Origin of the sequence: Mycobacterium farcinogenes, assembly GCF_019739075.1 — a bacterium.
GTDB lineage: Bacteria > Actinomycetota > Actinomycetes > Mycobacteriales > Mycobacteriaceae > Mycobacterium > Mycobacterium senegalense.
Map to the genome: position 1 here is coordinate 1,386,404 of NZ_CP081673.1, position 19,958 is coordinate 1,406,361.

General features: G+C 67.1%; 21 protein-coding genes and 1 pseudogene. 8 read left to right on the forward strand and 14 right to left on the reverse strand.

The genetic code is table 11. The annotated features are described in order from the left end of the window. Positions 1-186 precede the first annotated feature (186 nt). Positions 187-1,282 (reverse strand): annotated as a pseudogene (locus K6L26_RS06360) (YgfZ/GcvT domain-containing protein). A gap of 67 nt (positions 1,283-1,349) precedes the next feature. Here K6L26_RS06360 and K6L26_RS06365 point away from each other — a divergent pair. Further along, on the forward strand, positions 1,350-2,228 hold the full coding sequence (locus K6L26_RS06365) for an aminodeoxychorismate lyase (protein ID WP_047038957.1): 879 nt from the start codon (positions 1,350-1,352) through the stop codon (positions 2,226-2,228). A gap of 269 nt (positions 2,229-2,497) precedes the next feature. Here K6L26_RS06365 and K6L26_RS06370 read toward each other — a convergent pair whose 3' ends face one another. From K6L26_RS06370 to lmeA, 8 genes are all read right to left on the reverse strand, one after another. Further along, on the reverse strand, positions 2,498-2,746 hold the full coding sequence (locus K6L26_RS06370; RefSeq protein ID WP_019345632.1) for a hypothetical protein: 249 nt from the start codon (positions 2,744-2,746) through the stop codon (positions 2,498-2,500). Further along, positions 2,746-3,429 carry a heme-binding beta-barrel domain-containing protein gene (locus K6L26_RS06375; protein WP_019345631.1) on the reverse strand — a complete coding sequence of 228 codons (684 nt, stop codon included), beginning with the start codon at positions 3,427-3,429 and terminating at the stop codon, positions 2,746-2,748. The genes K6L26_RS06370 and K6L26_RS06375 overlap by 1 nt, the downstream gene beginning before the upstream one ends. Positions 3,430-3,688: 259 nt before the next feature. Further along, positions 3,689-3,991, reverse strand: a complete 303-nt coding sequence (locus tag K6L26_RS06380; RefSeq protein WP_003884652.1) for a DUF1416 domain-containing protein — start codon at positions 3,989-3,991, stop codon at positions 3,689-3,691. 1 nt (position 3,992) lies between these two features. Continuing rightward, on the reverse strand, positions 3,993-4,829 hold the full coding sequence (locus tag K6L26_RS06385) for a sulfurtransferase (RefSeq protein WP_019345629.1): 837 nt from the start codon (positions 4,827-4,829) through the stop codon (positions 3,993-3,995). Positions 4,830-4,875: 46 nt separating this feature from the next. Further along, complete coding sequence (locus K6L26_RS06390) at positions 4,876-5,358, reverse strand: DUF4395 domain-containing protein (RefSeq protein WP_036391915.1); 483 nt, start codon at positions 5,356-5,358, stop codon at positions 4,876-4,878. A 90-nt stretch (positions 5,359-5,448) separates the two neighbouring features. Further along, the gene (locus K6L26_RS32005; RefSeq protein WP_350222965.1) at positions 5,449-5,538 is read right to left on the reverse strand and encodes an Ms5788A family Cys-rich leader peptide; all 90 of its coding nucleotides are present in this window, start codon (positions 5,536-5,538) and stop codon (positions 5,449-5,451) included. A gap of 29 nt (positions 5,539-5,567) precedes the next feature. Further along, the gene (locus tag K6L26_RS06395; protein ID WP_019345627.1) at positions 5,568-5,990 is read right to left on the reverse strand and encodes a thioredoxin family protein; all 423 of its coding nucleotides are present in this window, start codon (positions 5,988-5,990) and stop codon (positions 5,568-5,570) included. Continuing rightward, positions 5,987-6,802, reverse strand: coding sequence for a mannan chain length control protein LmeA (lmeA, locus tag K6L26_RS06400; protein ID WP_019345626.1), 816 nt, complete (start codon positions 6,800-6,802; stop codon positions 5,987-5,989). The genes K6L26_RS06395 and lmeA overlap by 4 nt, the downstream gene beginning before the upstream one ends. Positions 6,803-6,966: 164 nt before the next feature. Between lmeA and K6L26_RS06405 the strand changes: the two genes are divergently transcribed. The 6 genes from K6L26_RS06405 to pstB all read left to right on the forward strand — a co-directional run bounded on the left by K6L26_RS06405 (position 6,967) and on the right by pstB (position 12,695). Then, positions 6,967-7,755: a response regulator transcription factor gene (locus K6L26_RS06405; protein WP_036392913.1), complete on the forward strand. Its 789-nt coding sequence runs from the start codon at positions 6,967-6,969 to the stop codon at positions 7,753-7,755. Further along, a complete protein-coding gene (mshD, locus tag K6L26_RS06410) occupies positions 7,752-8,630 on the forward strand; it encodes a mycothiol synthase (protein ID WP_064897098.1) in 879 nt (292 codons plus the stop codon). The genes K6L26_RS06405 and mshD overlap by 4 nt, the downstream gene beginning before the upstream one ends. A 121-nt stretch (positions 8,631-8,751) precedes the next feature. Then, positions 8,752-9,888, forward strand: a complete 1,137-nt coding sequence (gene pstS, locus K6L26_RS06415) for a phosphate ABC transporter substrate-binding protein PstS (protein WP_064897100.1) — start codon at positions 8,752-8,754, stop codon at positions 9,886-9,888. A gap of 54 nt (positions 9,889-9,942) precedes the next feature. Further along, the gene (pstC, locus tag K6L26_RS06420) at positions 9,943-10,998 is read left to right on the forward strand and encodes a phosphate ABC transporter permease subunit PstC (protein ID WP_036391925.1); all 1,056 of its coding nucleotides are present in this window, start codon (positions 9,943-9,945) and stop codon (positions 10,996-10,998) included. Then, positions 10,995-11,909, forward strand: a complete 915-nt coding sequence (pstA, locus tag K6L26_RS06425; RefSeq protein WP_036391927.1) for a phosphate ABC transporter permease PstA — start codon at positions 10,995-10,997, stop codon at positions 11,907-11,909. Before pstC ends, pstA begins: the two co-directional genes overlap by 4 nt. Before the next feature lie 9 nt (positions 11,910-11,918). After that, positions 11,919-12,695 (forward strand): phosphate ABC transporter ATP-binding protein PstB, encoded by a 777-nt coding sequence (gene pstB / locus K6L26_RS06430; RefSeq protein ID WP_019345620.1) that lies wholly within the window; start codon positions 11,919-11,921, stop codon positions 12,693-12,695. 17 nt (positions 12,696-12,712) lie between these two features. Here the strand turns inward: pstB and K6L26_RS06435 are convergent, their stop codons facing one another. Beyond that, positions 12,713-13,687 (reverse strand): quinone oxidoreductase family protein, encoded by a 975-nt coding sequence (locus K6L26_RS06435; protein ID WP_064897102.1) that lies wholly within the window; start codon positions 13,685-13,687, stop codon positions 12,713-12,715. Positions 13,688-13,767: 80 nt separating this feature from the next. On the opposite strand from K6L26_RS06435, the gene K6L26_RS06440 reads away from it, so the two are divergent. Beyond that, the gene (locus tag K6L26_RS06440; protein WP_019345618.1) at positions 13,768-14,286 is read left to right on the forward strand and encodes a MarR family winged helix-turn-helix transcriptional regulator; all 519 of its coding nucleotides are present in this window, start codon (positions 13,768-13,770) and stop codon (positions 14,284-14,286) included. A gap of 1 nt (position 14,287) precedes the next feature. On the opposite strand, the gene phoU is transcribed toward K6L26_RS06440, so the two are convergent. From phoU to K6L26_RS06460, 4 genes are all read right to left on the reverse strand, one after another. Continuing rightward, the gene (phoU, locus tag K6L26_RS06445) at positions 14,288-14,956 is read right to left on the reverse strand and encodes a phosphate signaling complex protein PhoU (RefSeq protein ID WP_036391932.1); all 669 of its coding nucleotides are present in this window, start codon (positions 14,954-14,956) and stop codon (positions 14,288-14,290) included. An 85-nt stretch (positions 14,957-15,041) separates the two neighbouring features. After that, positions 15,042-17,417, reverse strand: coding sequence for an LCP family protein (locus K6L26_RS06450; RefSeq protein ID WP_081281790.1), 2,376 nt, complete (start codon positions 17,415-17,417; stop codon positions 15,042-15,044). Between the two features lie 237 nt (positions 17,418-17,654). Further along, positions 17,655-18,788 carry a tRNA dihydrouridine synthase DusB gene (dusB, locus tag K6L26_RS06455; protein WP_036392919.1) on the reverse strand — a complete coding sequence of 378 codons (1,134 nt, stop codon included), beginning with the start codon at positions 18,786-18,788 and terminating at the stop codon, positions 17,655-17,657. A gap of 47 nt (positions 18,789-18,835) precedes the next feature. Further along, positions 18,836-19,837 (reverse strand): acyl-ACP desaturase, encoded by a 1,002-nt coding sequence (locus K6L26_RS06460; RefSeq protein WP_036391936.1) that lies wholly within the window; start codon positions 19,835-19,837, stop codon positions 18,836-18,838. Between the last annotated feature and the right edge of the window lie 121 nt (positions 19,838-19,958).

Below are 19,958 nucleotides of genomic sequence, written 5' to 3' on the forward strand. Positions count from 1 at the left end.
ACACTTTACCGTGCCCGCCCGCGAAGTGCTGTCAGGCCCTGCCTCACGGTGCGCGGCTGGGGCTCGGCTGCGGTGCGTCATTGCACAGCAGCACGACCATCCCCAGGATCGCGGTATCCGCGCAGAGACGGTCGTCACGTCGTCGGTGACCGAGTGAGTTTACGTGCTCCTGCGCAGTTCCACGCCTTAACGCCCCCGGAGACGTTCGACCGCCGCGCGCCCGGCCCCGGCGGTGGCATCCGCTGCCGGCATGGAATCCGGGTCGATCACGGCGGGGGCCTGCGCCTGCTCCCCGGCGATCAGCGCGGTATCGACCGGCAATCCCCGTTTGAGCAGCGCCAACGCGATCGGACCCTCGTCGGCGTGCTCGACGACCGTGCCGATCCGGCCGACATTGCGCCCGCCCGCGGTCACCGTGTCGCCGGTCGCCGGCCGGTCGGCGGAGCCGTCGAGCTGCAAGATCACCAGCATCCGGGGCGGTTTGCCCAGGTTGTGCACCCGCGCGAACCGTCTCCTGGCCGCGGTAGCAGCCCTTGTCGAGGTGAACAGCCCCGACACCGGGGCCGCCGATCCAGCCGACCTCGTGCGGAATGGTCCGTTCATCGGTGTCCACGCCCAACCGAGGCCGCCCGGCCGCCACGCGGTGTGCCTCGTAGGCCCACACGCCGGCCGGCTGCACGCCCGCAGCGATCAACCGTCCGGTGTATTCGCCGATCGATTCGCGCGGCACCACCAGGTCCAATTCGATGCCGCTGGCGGGCAGCCGGCGCAGGAACCCGCCGCCGGGCAGCGCCACCGCGGTCGCCTCCTGCGGCAGCGCCTCGACGCCCAAGGCCTTGATGACCTGCTCATCGGCGAGCCCGGGCCCCAAGAGTGAGAGCACCGCGAGATCGGCCGGCTCGATCTGCACGTCGGCCCAGAACACCATCTTGCGCAGGTAGGTCAGCAGCGGCTCGCCCCGCCACGGCTCGGTGTCCAGGTAGGTCGTACCCCCGAGCTCGGTCTGGATCCAGTGATCTTCGACACGGCCCTGCAGATCCAGGCTCAGATTCTCGGTGACCGCACCGTCCGGCAATGCACTGACATGCTGGCTGGAGATGCTGTGCAGCCAGGTTTGCCGCTCCTTGCCGGTCAAGGTGAGCACTGCCCGGTGGGAGCGGTCCACCAGGACCGCGGCACGCGCGGCAGCGCGCTGTTCACCGAGGGGATCACCGTAATGCCAGACGGCGCCGGCATCAGGGCCGGTTTCGGGCGCCGGAACTGCTGGCGGTAGTGCAGTCATAGGGCCAACTCTACTTTTGTCGCTCTTCGCCCTAGCTGGTCGCGGGCGCAAACTACGCTGGGTGCCCATGGCGAGCCCACCAGCCGTGCTGGTCACCCTTGACGGGAAGATCCACGACCCCGACACTCCGCTGCTGCACGCCGACGACCTGGCCGCGGTCCGCGGCGACGGCGTCTTCGAGACGCTGCTGGTGCGTGACGGCAGACCCTGCCTGCTGGAGGCCCACCTGGGCCGGTTGAGCCAGTCGGCCAAGATGCTGGACCTGCCCGAGCCGGATTTGGCGGCTTGGCGTGCGGCGGCGACGGTGGGGGCCGAGCGCTGGGCCTCAGAGAACGACGGCGACGGCGTGCTGCGCCTGGTGTACAGCCGCGGGCGGGAGAGCGGCGGGCCGCCGACCGCGTTCGCCACCATCGGTGCACTGGCCGAGCGCGTGGCCAAGGTTCGGCGCGACGGGCTGGCGGCGATCACCCTCGACCGCGGGCTCCCGCTGAGCGCCAGCGACATGCCGTGGCTGGCCGCCGGCGCCAAGACCCTGTCCTATGCGGTGAACATGGCCGCGCTGCGGCACGCCGAGCGCCACGGTGCCGGTGACGTGATCTTCGTCAGCTCCGACGGCTATGTGCTCGAGGGGCCGCGTTCCACTGTGGTGATCGCGACCGAAGGCGACCACGGGCAGCCGCTGTTGCTCACGCCGCCGCCGTGGTATCCGATCCTGCGTGGCACCACCCAGCAGGCGTTGTTCGAAGTGGCTCGCAACAAAGGCTACGACTGCGACCTCCGCGCCCTGAAGCCAGCGGATTTGCTTACCGCACAAGGTGTTTGGCTGATTTCCAGCATCACTCTGGCGGCTCGGGTGCATACCCTGGACGGGCAGCCGCTGCCCGATGCGCCGCTGAATGCCGACCTCGCCGGCCTGGTCGACGCAGCGATCGTCAGCGACCGCTGAGCTGCGAATAAATCGCTTGTCGGGGTGCTCGGACGGGGGTACCTTCGTGGGCACACAGGGAAGGAGGTGGTCCGACAAATTGAGTGATTTATGGACATGTGAGGTGGCTGCCCGCTAGCAGCGCCGGGGTAAAGCCTGCGCGCGCTGGCGAATTCCCCGCAGTCACCCGGCCCCCGAGCCCTCCGGTCTGTCCAACCAGGTACCAAGGCTCGGGGGCTGCCCCATGTCTGGGGGTCTGTTACTCCGGCGAGCCAGGGTGGTCGGTGAGATCAGCTCGGGCCGGGCGCCAGTGTCGAGCAGGCCTTGGTGGCTTCCTGCCACGTCTGGTCATCGACGCCGGCAGGCGGACCCGCGATCGGGCCGGCGGCCGCTGGAACACCGTGCTCGGAAAGGCAGTGGGCGTAGGTTCCGTGCTCGGGCGGCGACGAGGTGGGCGCCGGTTGCGGGCCCTCCGACGAACACGCACCGAGGAAAGCTGCTGCGGCAAGCAGACCTGCCGCGACGATCGGCCGGCGCATCAGCCGACGAACCGTGACAGCCGGGCCGACAGGTGCGGTACCAGACCGCCGTCGGCGTCTACTCGTTCCTCGACGTAGCCCAGATCGCCGCCCTCGACGATGCCGTAGAGCCGCTTGGCGCCACCGACCAGCAGCCCGGACTTGCTGCGGGCCAGCGCATCGGTGACCAGCTCCCAGGACGCCTGGGTGAGGGGTTTGCCGTAGAACAGTTCGACGTAGCCGGCCGAATGGGCCAGCAGTAGTTCGATGGCCTGTGACTCGTCACGGCCTGCCGGGTCCTCGGGATCGGTCACGAATCGCCAGTAGCCGGTCTCGCGCAGGCCCGGGGAGTCGTATTCGCCGGTCTCGGTCAACCGCCAGGACCGGGAATCCCAGATCAGATAGTCGCCGCCGTCGTGGGAGACCACGATCTGCTGGCCGAACCGATAGTCGCCATGGGTGTCGCGACCTTCACCTTCTCCGCGCCACACGCCGACCAACGGCAACAGCGCCAGCAGCGCGTCGTTGAGTTCCACGCCATCGCGCAGATTGGCGGTGTCGGCGGGAACCGGGAGATCCTCGAAGACCGGGATGTTACGGGTGGCGGTGGCCTTGGCCCGTTCAGCGGCGGCCGCTATGGCTCGGTCGCCTGAGCCTCGCTCAGGGACGGAGGCCTCGGCTGGAATGTCTCGGTCGGAGGTCACGACTCGTCGGTGACGAGGCGGTACAGCGCGTACAACGCGAACCACGTGATCACCACGACGGCCGCGACGAGCATTATCTCGAAGAAGAGCACCACGGGAGTGAGTCTAGTTCCTTGTCGAGGGTGTCGGCGCCCCGGGTCGGGGGCCCTGTATACGCGCGAACGTGAGCTTGTGTGTCAGATTCGTGCGAATCCTCGTACACAAGCTCACGTTCGAAAGAGGGAACTACGCCGAGCTGAATGGCCTAGCTCCTTCGTCGCTAGGCGACCTTGACGTCGACCTCGTGGATACCCGCACCGGTCGGGGCCACGCTGGCGTCGCCGTTGCCCGCGGGGGACAGGGCGCGCAGCGTCCAGGTGCCCGGGGCGGCGAAGAACCGGAAGTCACCGGTTGCCGAGGCCACGACCTCAGCGGTGAACTCGTCGCTGGAGTCCAGCAGACGCACGAAGGCGCCGCCCACGGCCTGGCCGGAGCCGTCCACCACACGGCCGGTGATCACGGTTTCCTTCTCCAGGTCGACGCCGGCCGGCAACGTCAGTCCTTGCTTGGGTGCAGAGCACATATCAACTTCCCAACTCGATCGGGGCGCCCACCAGGGAGCCGTATTCCGTCCAACTGCCGTCGTAGTTCTTCACGTTCTGGTGTCCCAGCAGCTCCTGCAGCACGAACCAGGTGTGCGAGGAACGCTCACCGATCCGGCAGTAGGCGATGGTCTCCTTGTTGCCGTCGAGGCCGGCCTCGGCGTACAGCTTGGCCAGATCCTCGTCGGACTTGAAGGTGCCGTCCTCGTTGGCCGCCTTGCTCCACGGAACGTTGATGGCGCCGGGGATATGCCCGGGACGCTGGCTCTGCTCCTGCGGCAGGTGCGCCGGGGCCAGGATCTTGCCGGAGAACTCGTCAGGGGAACGCACGTCGACCAGGTTCTTCTCGCCGATCGCGGCGATGACCTCATCGCGGAAGGCGCGGATGTTGTTGTCGGGTGCCTTGGCCGAGTACGACGTAGCGGGGCGGCTGACGGCGTCGGTGACCAGCGGGCGGCCGTCGAGCTGCCAGCGCTTGCGGCCGCCGTCGAGCAGCTTCACGTCGTTGTGGCCGTACAGCTTGAAGTACCAGTAGGCGTAGGCCGCGAACCAGTTGTTGTTGCCGCCGTACAGGATCACGGTGTCGTCGTTGCTGATGCCCTTGTCGCTCAACAGCTTCGAGAACTGCTGCTGGTCGACGAAGTCACGCTTGACGGCGTCCTGCAGATCGTCTTTCCAGTCCAGTTTGACGGCACCGGGAATGTGGCCCTCGTCGTCGTAGGCGCTGGTGTTCTCGTCGACCTCGACGAACACCACGCCGGGGGTGTCGAGGTTGTTCCCGGCCCATTCGGTCGAGACCAGGACGTCGGAACGTGCCATGTACGAATTCCTTTCGGTTACTTGCTATTTGAGATGTCTTGTGGGGTCATGCAGGGCTTGGGATGTGGCGCAGCCGGGCCACCAACGGGTAGAGCTGGCAGCCCAGGCAGATGCCGAAGGCGGCGTTGAGGAAGGCCGCCACCAACGCGAACGCGGTGGCGGTCAGGCCGAGTGCGGTGACACCGAACGCGAAACCCGCGGTGCCCACGGCCGCGAACACGAAGCCCACCAGTTGGGCGAACTTCAGCGGCGGCACCGGCTCGCGCTCGGTGACCGCAGCCAGGCGCGGCGCGATGAAGGTGGCGAAGAGCCGGCCGTACGGATGCTTGCGCGGCCCGGCGACGGCACCGATGGCGAACACCACGGCCTGCACGCCCAACAAAGCTCCGGCCGCCGGCTCACTGACCCCCGCCACCAGCAGGGTCACGATCAGCACCGCGGTGGTCACCCAGGCCGCGAACCGGGGCCCCCGCACGTCGACCTGGGCAGGCCGACCGTCGGCGATGGGCTGGGTGGATGTCGATGACATGGAAACGAACTCCCGTTGTTGTAGAAGGTCTGATGGTGTGCAGACTCAGGTACCAGGCCTGAGCGGACGCACAACAGCGCGCGGCTGCCCTCAACAGCAACAACAACAGCAGCAACCCGCGACGCGGCACAGATCAACTGCGCGGCGCTTGGTGAGCACGAGCTCAAGGCGGGCTGACACGAGCGACAGCTTACCCAATAACCGCGGGGTCAGGCCAACAGCGGTTCCAGCGCCGAGCGCAGGTCAGCGGCCTTGGGAACCCCGCTGGTGCGGTATCGCGGCCGCCCGTCGCGGTCGAAGATGATGGTGGTGGGTAGCGACAGAACCGAAAGCCGCCTGGCGGCTTCGGGATTGGCGTCCATGTCGATCTCCACATGAGCGACGTCGGGGAGCTCGGCGCAAACCTGGTCGACCACTCGCCGCACCCCGGCGCACGGGCCGCACCATTCGGCGGAGAAATGCAGGACCGTCGGGCCCGTGTGCGACAGCCCGAGATCACTGGTGTCGACATCGGCGGCCTGCTCACCCGCCCTGATCATGCCGGCGCGCAGGGTGATCAGCCGGCCGATCACGTAGGCGATACCGAGTGCGGCGATCAGCACCACGATCACCAGCACCATCGACGAGCTCATGACTGTCTGAACCCCGCCAGGTCGATCGTTACTCCCTCGGCGATGCCCTCGATGATCACGTCGGAGCCGCGCGCGCCCGCGGTGGTCGGGGCCAGGCCGAACGGCAGCTTCTGGCCGGTGATGGTGTCGCTGAACTCCGCCAGGACAGCGGCGGTCTTGTCCTCGGGAACGGCCTCGTCGGCGGTATTCGGCCCGGTCAGGATCCCGGTCGCGGTCAGCACCAGGGTGGTGTCGTCGCCGTCGGCGAACGACAGGTCGACCGCCACACTGACCCGTTTGTCCAGCCCGGATTTCTTGGGCGTTCCGGTGAATACCAGCCCCTGGCTGCTGGAGATACCGGACTCCGTGGTGCCCCCGGTGGCGTCGTTGGTCTCCCGCGAGGGCGCCTCGACCAGCAGGTCGTCGATGCCCATGAACCTGCCGATGTGGGTGGAGTCGATGATGATGCGGCTCTCGGCCTTCCTGACCGGCAGCTTCGCGTCCGGACGGATCAGCCACGACGAGTCGATGAGGTCGATTCCGTGCAGCGTGGCCTCCAGCGAGGCCTTGCCCACCACCGGATGGTCGACACCGGCGGCCCGGATCTCGATCTCGCGGTAGCGGTGGTTGCGGACCTGGGTGAGGAACGGGAACCCCAGGATGGCCACCCACGGGTCCCACTGCAGGCCGGCCGCGGTCCGTACGTTGCGGGCAAGGCGGTACTCGGCGTAGATCGCCGAGCCGAAATCGGTGCCGACGACCCCGACGACGAGTGCGGTCACGGTCGCGGTGAGCCCGATCAGCAGTTTGCGCACCGGCACATTGTCGCCCACTGCCCTCGGATCGAAGCGCTCGGCGCGGCTAATCAGCAGGTGAGGCGTTATCGTTAGAACACTAAAGGCCGGTAACGGCTACATGTCAGTCATGAATCCGACCGTGTGGACATCGGGGTCCACCGCGATCGTGGGAAGTGATTGCCGGCGCGCCGGAGGACCTGTTGGATCTACTGCTACTGACCGTCGACCCGCATCCCGAGGCGGTCCTGCCCTCTTTGTCTCTGCTGGCCCACACCGTGCGCACGGCTCCGACAGAAGTGTCCTCGCTGCTGGAAGCGGGCAGTGCCGACGTGGCGATAGTGGACGCCCGCACGGACCTGGCGGCCGCGCGTGGCCTGTGCCGGCTGTTGGGGACGACGGGCACCTCTGTGCCCGTCGTGGCAGTCGTAAACGAGGGCGGATTGGTGGCGGTCAACCACGAATGGGGCCTCGACGAGATCCTGTTGCCCGGTACCGGCCCGGCCGAGATCGACGCCCGGCTGCGGTTGCTCGTCGGCCGACGCGGTGGCGGCGGCAACCAGGAGAACGTCGGCAAGATCACCCTCGGCGAGCTCGCGATCGACGAGGGCACCTATACCGCCCGCCTGCGCGGACGCCCCCTCGACCTCACCTACAAGGAGTTCGAGCTGCTCAAATACCTCGCCCAGCACGCCGGCCGGGTCTTCACCCGGGCGCAGCTGCTGCAAGAGGTGTGGGGATATGACTTCTTCGGCGGTACCCGCACGGTCGACGTGCACGTCCGTCGTCTGCGCGCCAAGCTCGGCCCCGAGTACGAATCGCTGATCGGCACCGTCCGTAACGTCGGCTACAAGGCGGTGCGCCCGTCCCGTGGCCGCACCCCGGCCGGTGACGCGGCCGCAGCCGCCGAGGCGGATCCGGACGACGGTGACGACTACGACCCGGCGACCGACGCGGACGAGTCGCTGGCGGGGCGGTTGCCCAGCCAGTGACCCAACTCGACTGGCGCACCGGGCTGTCAGCAGCCGAACAGGCCGGGATCCGTGACCTCATTGCCGCCGCTACCGCCACCGACGGCGTCGCCCCCGTCGGTGATCAGGTGCTGCGCGAGCTCGGCCATGACCGCACCCGGCACCTCCTCGCCTTCGACGACGCAGAACTCGTCGGGTACCTGAACCTGGCTCCAGCCGTTGACGGCGACCCGGCGATGGCCGAACTGGTCGTGCATCCGGGGGCCCGCCGCCGCGGCATCGGCGCAGCACTGGCCCGCGCGGGGCTGGGCGAGGGGCCGTCAGGTACCCGAATCTGGGCGCACGGCAATCTGGAGGCGGCCCGCGCGCTGGCCGCCGCACTGGACCTCAAGCCGGCCCGGGAGCTGCTGCAGATGCGCCGCCCGCTGGCCGATTTGCCGCCGCTGCGCAGCGTCGACGGCGTCCGGATCAGCACGTACGCCGGGCCGGCCGACGATGCCGAGATCCTTCGGGTCAACAACGCCGCCTTCTCCTGGCACCCGGAACAGGGCGGCTGGACCGAACAGGACATCGAAGAGCGGCGCAACGAGCCATGGTTCGACCCGGAGGGGCTTTTCGAGGCGTTCGACGAGCAGACCGGCGCGCTGCTGGGCTTCCACTGGACCAAAACCCATGACGACGGCCTGGGCGAGGTTTACGTCGTCGGGGTCGACCCGTCCGCGCAAGGACGGGGTTTAGGCTCGGTGCTCACTCTCGTCGGTTTGCACCACCTCGCCGAGCGGTCCCTGCCGACGGTGCTGCTTTACGTCGAGGCAGATAACTCGGCGGCCGTGGCGACCTATCGAAACTTGGGTTTTGAGGTGTTCGGCGTCGACGTGGCGTACGCCGCCGGTTAACCCGTTTAGCTGTGAACACGCTGAACCTATTCACTGCTGATTCACCTGCTGTCCGCGAGCCGTCCACTGGGGCCGAATACGTTGCCGGAGAGTTCGAAGCCGTCAACCGAAAGTGGGACAAGTGAAGCTCATCAGCATTGGCAAGGGTGTAGGCAAGCCGTTCGGCATCGCGCTGTCCGCGACGGCCATTGCGGCGCTCACCCTGACTGCGTGCGGCAGCGACAACAACGCCGCCGGCACCAGCTCCGCGGCCTCGGGCGCCAGCTCGGCGTCGGCCGAGTGCGGCGGAAAGAACTCGCTGACCGCCGAAGGCTCGACGGCTCAGCAGAACGCCATTGCCGAGTTCAACAAGGTCTGGGGCCAGGTGTGCTCCGGCAAGAACCTCGCCTACAACCCGACCGGTTCCGGCGCGGGCGTGGATCAGTTCATCGCCAAGCAGGTCGACTTCGCCGGCTCCGACTCCGCGCTCAAGGACGATCAGGTCGCCAAGGCCGCCGAGCGTTGCGGCGGCAACGAGGCCTGGAACCTGCCGCTGGTGTTCGGCCCCGTCGCGCTGGCCTACAACGTCGAGGGCGTCGACAAGCTCGTCGTGAACCCGGATGTGCTCGCCAAGATCTTCCAAGGCCAGATCAAGAAGTGGAACGACCCGGCGATCGCGGCGCTCAACGCCGGCACGAACCTGCCTGACCTGGACATCAAGCCGATCTACCGGTCGGATTCCTCGGGCACCACCGACAACTTCCAGAAGTACCTGGCCGCGGCCGCGCCGCAGACCTGGACCAAGGGTGCGGGCAAGGAGTTCCAGGGCGGCGCCGGTGAGGGCGCTCAGAAGTCCTCCGGTGTGGTGCAGGCCGTGCAGGCCACCCCCGGCTCCATCGGTTACGTCGAGAAGAGCCCGGCCGCGGCGGCCGGCCTGCCCTACGCCCAGATCGACAGCGGAGCCGGCGCGGTCGCGCTGGACGACGCGTCCACCACCAAGGCCGTCGGCGCCGCCAAGTTCAAGGGTGACGGCAAGGACCTGATCATCGACCTGAACGCGCTGTACGCCTCGAAGGAAGCCGGCGTGTACCCGCTGGTGCTGGCCACCTACGAGATCGTTTGCTCCAAGGGTTACGACGCCGACACCGCCGCGGCCGTCAAGTCCTTCCTGACCGTGGCCGCCAACGAGGGCCAGGCCAGCCTGTCGCAGGCCGGATACATCGCACTGCCCGACGAGTTCAAGCAGCGCCTGCTGACCTCGGTCGAGGCCATCGCCTAGTAGCCGAACTGGCATTAGAGGACGGATTTGGGCGAGGATGGATTTACCGACCATATGACGACCAGGGGCCCCGACGGGACGACAGTGACAACGCCGAATCCAGCTGATTCGGGGTCGGGGGAGACGCTCGCGTCCCCCCACCCCGAACCGGCACCTATCTCTACCAATCCGTCCAGGGGAGCCAAGGTTCGCCTCGGCGACCGAATCTTCCGATGGCTTGCCGAAGGCTCGGGCATCCTGATCGTCGCGCTCATCGCGGCGATCGGGGTGTTCCTGTTGTGGCGCGCCGTCCCGGCCCTGACCCGCAACGAGGAGAACTTCTTCCTCTACGGCGGCAACTGGATCACCACCGACACCTCGGCGATGCACTTCGGCATCTTCGAGCTGCTTCAGGTGACCGTGTTCGTCTCCGTGTTCGCGCTCGTCCTGGCCATGCCGGTGGCACTGGGCATCGCGATCTACCTCACCCAGTATTCGTCGCGCAGGCTGGCCGGACCGCTGGCCTACCTGGTGGATCTGCTGGCCGCGGTGCCGTCGATCGTCTACGGCGTGTGGGGCCTGTACGTCCTGGCGCCGGTGATCAAACCCTTTGCGGTGTGGCTCAATACGCACTTGGACTGGCTGTTCCTGTTCAAGACAGGCAACGCCTCGGTGGCCGGCGGCGGCACGATCTTCACCGCGGGCATCGTGCTGGCGGTGATGATCCTGCCGATCATCACCGCGGTCACCCGCGAGGTGTTCACCCAGACCCCGCGCGGTCAGATCGAGGCCGCACTGGCGCTGGGCGCCACCCGCTGGGAAGTGGTGCGCACGACGGTGCTGCCGTTCGGGTTGTCCGGCTACATCAGTGGCGCGATGCTCGGTCTGGGCCGCGCGCTCGGTGAGACCATCGCGCTCTTGATCATCCTGCGCGGCACCCAGACCGCGTTCAGTTGGACGCTGTTCGACGGCGGCTACACCTTCGCAAGCAAGATCGCCGCCACTGCAAGCGAATTCAACGACCAGTACAAGGCAGGGGCCTACATTGCCGCCGGTCTGGTGCTGTTCATCCTCACCTTCGTGGTGAACTCGCTGGCTCGTGCCGCGGTCGCCGGAAAGGGACGCTCATGACCTCGACTCTTGAGCGGCCGGTCAAGGCGCCCGCGTTCCAGGGTGTCAGCCTGCGCCGCAAGCTGACCAACCACGTCGCCACGGTGCTGGTGACCTTGTCGTTGCTGGTCGCCCTGGTCCCGCTGGCGTGGGTGTTGTATTCGGTGATCGTCCGGGGCTGGGGCGCATTGACCTCAGCCACGTGGTTCACCAACTCGCAGGCCGGGATGACGACGTTCACCGCCGGCGGCGGTGCGTATCACGCGATCGTCGGCACCCTGCTGCAGGGCATCGTGTGCTCGCTGATCTCCATTCCGATCGGCGTGATGGTGGGCGTGTACCTGGTGGAGTACGGCGGCGGGACACGGCTGGGCAAGGTCACCACGTTCATGGTGGACATCCTCACCGGTGTGCCCTCGATCGTCGCGGCACTGTTCATCTACGCGCTGTGGGTGGCCACGCTCGGGTTCGGCCGGTCGGGCTTCGCGGTGTCGTTGTCGCTGGTGCTGTTGATGATTCCGGTGATCGTGCGTGCCACCGAGGAGATGCTGCGCATCGTGCCGATGGATCTGCGTGAAGCGAGTTACGCACTGGGCGTACCGAAATGGAAGACCATCATCCGCATCGTGATCCCGACGGCGTTGTCGGGCATCGTCACCGGCGTCATGCTGGCGCTGGCGCGCGTGATGGGTGAGACTGCGCCGTTGCTCATTCTCGTCGGTTACGCGCAGGCGATGAACTTCGACATGTTCGGCGGGTTCATGGGTTCTCTGCCGGGCATGATGTACGACCAGATCTCAGCGGGGGCAGGAGCCAACCCGGTGCCCACCGACCGGCTCTGGGGTGCCGCCCTGACGCTGATCCTGCTGATCGCCCTGCTCAACGTGGGAGCGCGGGCGGTCGCCAAATTCTTTTCCCCCAAGAAGGTGTAGGAGCTATCCATGGCCAAGCGGCTGGATCTCAAGGACGTCAACATCTATTACGGTGCGTTCCACGCCGTATCCGACGTATCGCTGTCGGTGCAGCCGCGCAGCGTGATGGCATTCATCGGCCCGTCGGGCTGCGGTAAGTCGACCGTGCTGCGCACGCTCAACCGCATGCACGAGGTGATTCCCGGGGCCCGCGTCGAGGGCTCGGTGCTGCTCGACGGTGAGGACATCTACGGCGCCGGGGTGGACCCGGTGGGCGTGCGCAAGACCATCGGCATGGTGTTCCAGCGTCCGAATCCTTTCCCCACCATGTCGATTCGCGACAACGTGGTGGCCGGGCTGAAGTTGCAGGGCGTGCGCAACAAGAAGACTCTCGACGAGGTCGCCGAGCGGTCGCTGCGCGGCGCCAACCTGTGGAACGAGGTCAAGGACCGGCTGGACAAGCCCGGCGGCGGCCTGTCGGGTGGTCAGCAGCAGCGGTTGTGCATCGCCCGCGCCATCGCGGTCCAGCCCGACGTGTTGTTGATGGACGAGCCCTGCTCGGCGCTCGACCCGATCTCGACGCTGGCCATCGAAGATCTGATCTCCACGCTCAAGCAGGATTTCACGATCGTCATCGTCACGCACAACATGCAGCAGGCTGCCCGGGTGAGCGATCAGACGGCGTTCTTCAATCTCGAAGCCACCGGCAAGCCCGGCAAGCTGATCGAGATCGACGACACCGAGAAGATCTTCTCCAACCCCACCCAGAAGGCGACCGAGGACTACATCTCCGGTCGCTTCGGCTGAGTTCTCTCCCGCTCGCGCTAGGGAGTGAGCACGACGCGGGTGCCTGACGGCTCGCCGCCGGCCCATACCTCGGCGACATCGGCCAATGCCCTTGGCTGAGTGCGCAATTCGAGCTGGCCGGCAGCGGCCATATCGAACAGCTTCGGTAATGCCTCGGTGCGGGCACGGCCCAGTACCTCGTGCGGCACGCTGCCGATACCGACCCCGCACAGCGTGATCCCGGTGCTGCGCAACACTGCTGCGTCCAGCGTCAGCGTCGGCGCGGTCATCGACCCGATCTGCACGAATCGGGTCGGGTGGTAGTGCGCGGCCGGATGACTGGCGGCCAGGGCGGTGAGCACCTCGGCGGCCGGGTCGCCCCACAGGTAGTCGAGCACCGCGTCGAACGGTCTGCGGGCGTGCATCTCGGCGACCCGCGCACTGAGATCCTGCTCGCCGAGGGCGATCGTGTCGTGGGCGCCGGCCGACCGTAGCCACTCCAGTCGTTCCGGGTTGCGCCCGGCGGCCACCACCGTCTCGGCCGCGAACATGGCACCGGCCAATTGCACTGCCATGGAACCGGTTACCCCGGTGGCGCCCAAGACCAGCACATGATCGCCGGGCTTGACCGCCGCGGCGTGTGACAGGGCCGTCCACGCCGAGATGCCCGGGTTGGGCAGGGCGGCGGCGGTCACCGAGTCGACGTGCTCGGGGATTTCGACGCCACCGCGAGGATCGACCACGGCCTGCTCCGCCATCATGCCCGAGTAACCGAGGGCGCCGGTATAGATCCGGCGGCCGTCGGCGAGCCGTGCCACTCCGTCGACCCCGGGGATGGCCGGCAGTGCGATTTCCTTGCTGGCGTAGTGCGTCCCTGATACCAGTGCCCGGGTGAGGTTGGTCAGGGCCGATGCTTCGACGGTGGCTACCTGTGTGCCTTCGTGGGCCTGTGGCGTGGGCACGTCGGTGTAGGCGGGGACGCGGCCCCATTCGGTGACCAGTGCGGCCTTCATGGCGACTCCTTTGGTTTCCATCAATATGGTTTCTGTGGAAACAATAACTGTGGGCGGTGCCGGATGGCAATATTGTTTCCGTGAAAACCAAACTTGAGCTGATCGAGGCCATCGCCGGGCTGTTGGCCACGGTGGGGGACCGGCTCGGGAATGACGGGGAGGGCGACGCGGAACGCGACTTCATGGCGGCCCGCATCCCTGCCCGGTTGCAGACGCCCATGCGATCACTACCGACATCGTCGCTGCACCTGCTGGCCGAGATCGCCGAAGGTCCGGTCAGCGTGGTCGGGCTGGCGGCGCGCTCGGGCAGGCTCAAGGGCACGGTGTCCAAGCACGTCCAGCGACTGGTCGAGGCCGGCCTGGTGGTCCGCACGCCGGTACCGGGCAACCGCAAGGAGATCGAGCTCGGCCTGACCGCGGACGGTCGGCTCGTCGCCGACGTGCATCGCGAACTGCACGAGGAGATGGACCGCGGAACGCGTGATTTCCTGCTGCGTTACAGCGGGGCTGACCTGCAGGTGCTGGTCAAGGTGCTCGGTGACCTGGCCGGCGCGCACAAAGACGGCGTCCGGCTGGTGCCGCCGGCCGACCAGCCCTGAGTCACTGGCTCAAGGAAGCCGAATCCCCGTCCGGGTAGGCGCCGGTGACCTGGAAGATGACCCGCCGCGCCACCTCGACGGCGTGGTCGGCGAAGCGCTCGTAGAACCGGCTCAGCAACGTCACATCGACGGCAGCGGTGACGCCGTGCTTCCATTCCCGGTCCATCAGCACCGAGAACAGGTGACGATGCAGATCGTCCATCGCGTCGTCTTCCTCCTGGATCCGGGCGGCCTTCTCCGGATCCCGGGTGAGCAGCACCTCGCGTGCGGCGTGCCCCAATTCGACTGCCACGCGACCCATTTCGGCGAAGTAGCCGTTCACTTCCTCCGGCAGCACATGCTGGGGGTGGCGTCGTCGCGCGATCTTGGCGACGTGCAGCGCCAGGGCGCCCATCCGGTCGACATCGGCGACGATCTGGATCGAGCCAACCACCGACCGCAGGTCGCCGGCAACGGGCGCTTGCAGCGCGAGCAGCACGAACGCGGACTCCTCGGCCTGCGTGCTGAGCACCGTCATCTTGTCGTGGTCGCTGATCACCTGCTCGGCGAGCGCGAGATCGGCCTGCAAGAGCGCCTGGGTGGCCAGCTCCATTGCGTTACCCGCCAACTCGCACATCTGCCCGAGTTGGTCCGTGAGGGAATGCAACTGCTCGTGGTATTGGGTACGCATGCTGCAAGATTATGCGGTCAGCAGGCCTGTAGTCACGATGCAACGATGAACGAACGGTGAATGCCGTCCTCCCGGGTGCCGGGGCCTATTCGCAGGTGGTATCGGCCGCGTTGGTTACGGTCAGATCCTCGGGAAGATGGGTCGGGCTGCTGCTGGTGCCCTTCAGCACATGTACCTGCACCTCTGACCCGCTCGGGGTCGGCGCGTTGACGGTGTTGAAATCGGAGCCCAGCACCACCTGCACCACGTCGCCCATGCCCGATACCCGCTCGATGGTGGGGTTGGCGAAGGAACTGGCCACCGTCGCGGCCGCCTCCTCGTTACCGGGGGAGAAGAACACCGTGGTCGCCGGCAGCGTGCTCGGGTAGTCGTCGGGGGTGTTGACGTTGAAGCCGTGTTCCTGCAGCTCGGTGGCCGCAGTCGAGGCTAGGCCGCTCTGGCCCGTGGAGTTCGACACCTGCACCGTGACCTGCTGCGGATCGGTGGTGACGGCGTTGACCATCTCGCCGCTGTCCGTCGCCTCCGGCGCGGGCGCCGGGGCGGTCGACTGGGGCGTCGACGACGGGGCGGCCGCCTGCACCGACGACGTGGCCGATTCCGGGGTGCCGGGCACCGGGGTGTTGTCCGGGTTCTTCTCCCCGGGCAACGGATCGTCGTTGATGATCGCGTCGAACAGTGCCCGCATGTCCTCGGTACGCGGGACTTCGTTGCCGTACTCGTCGGCGTAACCGACGGTCGGCACGGTGACGAAGGTGATCCGGCCGGCGTTCACGCCCTGCACGGACTGGCCGAGGTCAACGAGGTCCTTGGTCCTGATGTTGTCGACGAAGCTGTCGCTGATGAACATGTTGACCACGTTGTTCAGCTTGTTCAGCGAGAAGAAGGTGTCGCGGGAGATCAGCGCTCGCAGCAGTGAGGACAAGAACAGCTGCTGACGTTTGATGCGACCGTAGTCGCCGTTGTATTCGGTGGTCACCTGCCGGGCTCGCACATAGTTCAGGGCGGTGTGCCCGTCGACCATCTGCCGTCCGGCGTTGGGTAGGACGGTGCCGAGTTCGTAGTCCTCGAGCGGGGTGGTGCTGCACACCTCGACCCCGCCCAGCGCGTCGACCATCTTGGAGAAACCGGAGAAGTCGACGGCCATGAAGCGGTTGATGGACAACCCGGACAGTTTCTGGATCACCTTCACCAGGCACTTCGGCCCGCCGAAGGCGAAGGCCGAGTTCAGCTTGGTCTCGGTGTAGACCTCGTCGGGACCGTAGGTCTCGGTCTCCTCGTCGTACAGCGGACCGTAGGTCGCCGTTTCCGGGTTCCACGGCTCGCACTTCATCGGTTCGATCGAGAGGTCACGCGGGAACGACACGGCGACAACCCGTTCCCGGTTGGCCGGGATGTTCACCAGCATGATCGTGTCCGATCGCGCGCCGCCGGCATCCTCGGTGCCGCCGGCACCCATGCCCCCGTTTTCGCCGAAGCGGCTGTCGGTTCCGATGATCAGGAAGTTCTCATCGCCGAACTGGGCGTTCGGGTCGACGATGTCACGCGAGTTGAGGTCGAGCGCGGCCACCTTGTTGAGGCTGTCGTTCTTGGAGGACTGCCACTGCCAGGCCCCACCGGTGAGCACCAGGGTGAGCACCGCGAGCATGGCGGCGGCGGCCCGCCCGGCCAGCATCACCCGGCGATTGATCGGTACCCGCACTGCCTCGAGCACAGTGGTTTCGTCGGGATCGTGTTCGTCCGGCGGTGTCGGGCGAGCGCGCCACGTGGGGCGCTGCTGGGGGGCTTCGTAGTCGTAGACGGCCAACGCCGGCAGGACGTCGGTGTTGGCGTTTTCGGTTTCGATCTGCAGGTCCGACGGGTCCTCGAGCGGCTCGTCGAACTGCGCCGGGAAATCCTCGGCCCCGTCGTGGGGTTCTTCGGCCTCCGGGTCGATCCGTACCGCGGCGATCACGTCGGTCGGATCGGGTACCTGCGGACGGGCGTAGGCCGGTGCGTAGTCCGGCTCGGGCTCGGCTTCTGTTTCGACCTCGACCTCGGCCTCGAACTCTGGTTCGGTCTCCGGCTCGAATTCCGGCTCCGGCTCGAGTTCCGGTTCCCAGAAGTACGCGGGTTCTGGTTCTGGCTCGGGCTCCTGGAAGTACGCGGGCTCAGGTTCCGGTGCCGCGTCGAGTTCTGGCTCCGGCTCGTAAGCCTCGTATGCCTCGTCCGGCTCGAGTCGGTGGCGGGTCGGTGTGAAGCCGGTTCCGGCGACCTTGGCGATCAGATCCGCGACAGTTACTCCGTCGGCGTGGCTTCCGGTGGGCTCATCGAGTGGTAAATCGTCGGGTAGCGCGGCATCTTGACGTTCCCACGGCGCGGCGCCTGGCAAAGGCTGGCGGGATCGGGTAATCCATTGGTTGTCCGACGGTTGCTCCGGCGAGCGGTGGCGACGGCCGGGAGTGGCGTTATCAGCGTCACTCATGTCCTTACCGGCCTCCGACTCTTCGAACTCGCGCGTGCGCGTCGGTGCGCATCGTTCCCGCGGTGTGATCTGGGTGCTGCTGAGGTTTTTCTCCTCATCTCTTCTAGCAGCACAGTGCCGGGCTGGCTACCTGAGCCGGCCGCGACAGGGTTTTCATCGTACTGACGCATCCTGAGACTGAGCTAGACCCAACCAGGTGACAGAGCTGTCTCGATGTCATCTCGGCGCGAGCGCAGGTCAGCCTCCGGAATGCATCACATCGGCCCCGGCCGGGACCGCGCAGTCGTCGGGATCGTCGAGCCATCCCTCGGGCAGCGATACGGAGGCGGCCGACCCCTGCCGTCCGCGCGGACCGGTCGCCGCGGGCGGGAACGGGGCGTCGCCGTCCAGCTGGGAGAGCAGCTCGTCGAGTTCGGCGCGGGTCTTGACCAAGGCCAGCCCGCGGCGCAGCTCGGCGCCGGCCGGGAACCCGTGCAGATACCAGGCGACGTGCTTGCGGATGTCGCGCATGCCCTTGTCCTCGCCGAAGTGCTCGCTGAGCAGCTCGCCGTGGCGGCGCACGATGTCGGCCACCTCGCCCAGGTTCGGCGGGGTGGCGGCCGGCCGGCCGGTGAAGGCGGCGGACAGCTCGGCGAACAGCCATGGCCGGCCCAGGCAGCCGCGGCCGATCACCACGCCGTCGCATCCTGTCGCGGCCATCATCGCCAGCGCGTCCTCGGCCTCGAAGATGTCGCCGTTGCCGAGCACCGGAATGCTGGTGACATGGGCTTTGAGCGCCGCGATCTGATCCCAGTCGGCCGTGCCCGAGTAGCGTTGCGCGGCGGTGCGGGCGTGCAGCGCCACGGCTGCCGCGCCCTCCTCGGCGGCGATCCGCCCGGCGTCCAAGTGCGTGTGGTGCGCGTCGTCGATGCCGATCCGGAACTTCACCGTCACCGGAATGTCGGTGCCCTCGACACCTCGCACGGCAGCGGCCACGATCTGGCCGAACAGCCGCCGCTTATAGGGCAGTGCCGATCCGCCGCCACGCTTGGTGACCTTCGGGACCGGGCAGCCGAAGTTCATGTCGATGTGGTCGGCCATGCCCTCGTCGGCGATCATCTTGGCCGCCAGATACGTGGTCTGGGGGTCCACCGTGTAGAGCTGCAGCGACCGCGGCGACTCGTCGGGGCCGAAGGTGGTCATGTGCATGGTGACCGGATGGCGCTCGACCAGGGCCCGGGCGGTGACCATCTCGCACACATACAGGCCGCTGACGGTGCCGGCGCGGGCGATCTCCAGCTCGCGGCACAGCGTGCGGAACGCCACGTTGGTCACCCCGGCCATGGGGGCGAGCACGACGGGACTGGGCAACGCGAACGGCCCGATCCGCAGCTGGGATCGGGCCGACGCTGCCGTTTCCGGGGGCGATGCGGTCAGGGTCATGAAGACGAGGACGACACCAGCAGGTTCTTCATCGCCTTCTTCTCGGCCACCTTGCGCTCGCGTTCCAGGCGGCGCTCCTTGGCGACCTCGAACTTGTCGCAGGCGTCCTCGAGTTCCTCGACGATGCGGCCGAGGTCGTCGCGCAGCCGTGCGCCCTCACCCGTGAAGTCCTCACGTTCGAAGATGCGCCACTTGCGCAGCACCGGCATCACCACGTCGTCCAGGTGGATGCGCGGGTCGTAGACACCGCCGACGGCGATGACGACGGCCTTGCGGCGGAAGTCGGGAACCGTGTAGCCGGGCATCTTGAAGTTGTCGAGCACGCGGTGCAGCGAGGCCATGCCCTGGTTGGGGGCGATGTCGAGGCCGGCCGCCGAAACGTCCCGGTAGAAGATCATGTGCAGGTTCTCGTCGGCGGAGATGCGCTGCAGCAGCTGATCGGCGATCGGGTCATCGCAAGCCTTGCCGGTGTTGCGGTGGCTGACGCGGGTGGCGAGCTCTTGGAACGACACGTACATCACCGAGTCGAACAGGCTCTCGGCAAACAGGTCGCCCTGCTGGTTCTGGCCGGGGGAGAAGCCGCGGGTGACCTGCTCGACGCGCAGCTCTTCCAGCTCGACCGGGTCGACGGCGCGGGTGACGACGAGGTAGTCGCGCAGGGCGATGCCGTGGCGGTTCTCCTCGGCGGTCCAGCGGTTGACCCACTGGCCCCAGGCGCCGTCCATGCCCATGTTCATCGCGATCTCGCGGTGGTAGGAGGGCAGGTTGTCTTCGGTCAGCAGGTTCTGCACCATCGCGGTCTTGGCGACCTCGGACAGCTTGGACTGCTCGGGGTCCCAATCCTGGCCGCCGAGTGCGTAGTAGTTCTTGCCGTCCGACCACGGAATGAAGTCGTGCGGGTTCCAGTCCTTGCGCATCCGCATGTGGCGATTGATGCTGGTTTCAACGACAGGCTCGAGTTCGTGCAGGAGCTGCAGGTCTGTGTATTCCTGCGACATATGCCTCCACCCTCTCGCGTCCGCAGACGCTTCAGTTATCTGTACCTGTTGGTTGCAGTCAATATATCTGTGTAACCCGGTGACATCAAGTTGCCGCGCGGGCGCGTTCGTGAGTCCTGCG

Excerpts from the sequence above, each read along its gene's own strand:
- K6L26_RS06365 (WP_047038957.1), top strand. The coding sequence starts at position 1,350 with ATGGCGAGCCCACCAGCCGTGCTGGTCACCCTTGACGGGAAGATCCAC.
- K6L26_RS06370 (WP_019345632.1), bottom strand. The coding sequence starts at position 2,746 with ATGCGCCGGCCGATCGTCGCGGCAGGTCTGCTTGCCGCAGCAGCTTTC.
- K6L26_RS06380 (WP_003884652.1), bottom strand. The coding sequence starts at position 3,991 with ATGTGCTCTGCACCCAAGCAAGGACTGACGTTGCCGGCCGGCGTCGAC.
- K6L26_RS06385 (WP_019345629.1), bottom strand. The coding sequence starts at position 4,829 with ATGGCACGTTCCGACGTCCTGGTCTCGACCGAATGGGCCGGGAACAAC.
- K6L26_RS06390 (WP_036391915.1), bottom strand. The coding sequence starts at position 5,358 with ATGTCATCGACATCCACCCAGCCCATCGCCGACGGTCGGCCTGCCCAG.
- K6L26_RS06395 (WP_019345627.1), bottom strand. The coding sequence starts at position 5,990 with ATGAGCTCGTCGATGGTGCTGGTGATCGTGGTGCTGATCGCCGCACTC.
- pstC (WP_036391925.1), top strand. The coding sequence starts at position 9,943 with ATGACGACCAGGGGCCCCGACGGGACGACAGTGACAACGCCGAATCCA.
- pstA (WP_036391927.1), top strand. The coding sequence starts at position 10,995 with ATGACCTCGACTCTTGAGCGGCCGGTCAAGGCGCCCGCGTTCCAGGGT.
- pstB (WP_019345620.1), top strand. The coding sequence starts at position 11,919 with ATGGCCAAGCGGCTGGATCTCAAGGACGTCAACATCTATTACGGTGCG.
- K6L26_RS06435 (WP_064897102.1), bottom strand. The coding sequence starts at position 13,687 with ATGAAGGCCGCACTGGTCACCGAATGGGGCCGCGTCCCCGCCTACACC.
- phoU (WP_036391932.1), bottom strand. The coding sequence starts at position 14,956 with ATGCGTACCCAATACCACGAGCAGTTGCATTCCCTCACGGACCAACTC.
- K6L26_RS06450 (WP_081281790.1), bottom strand. The coding sequence starts at position 17,417 with ATGAGTGACGCTGATAACGCCACTCCCGGCCGTCGCCACCGCTCGCCG.
- K6L26_RS06460 (WP_036391936.1), bottom strand. The coding sequence starts at position 19,837 with ATGTCGCAGGAATACACAGACCTGCAGCTCCTGCACGAACTCGAGCCT.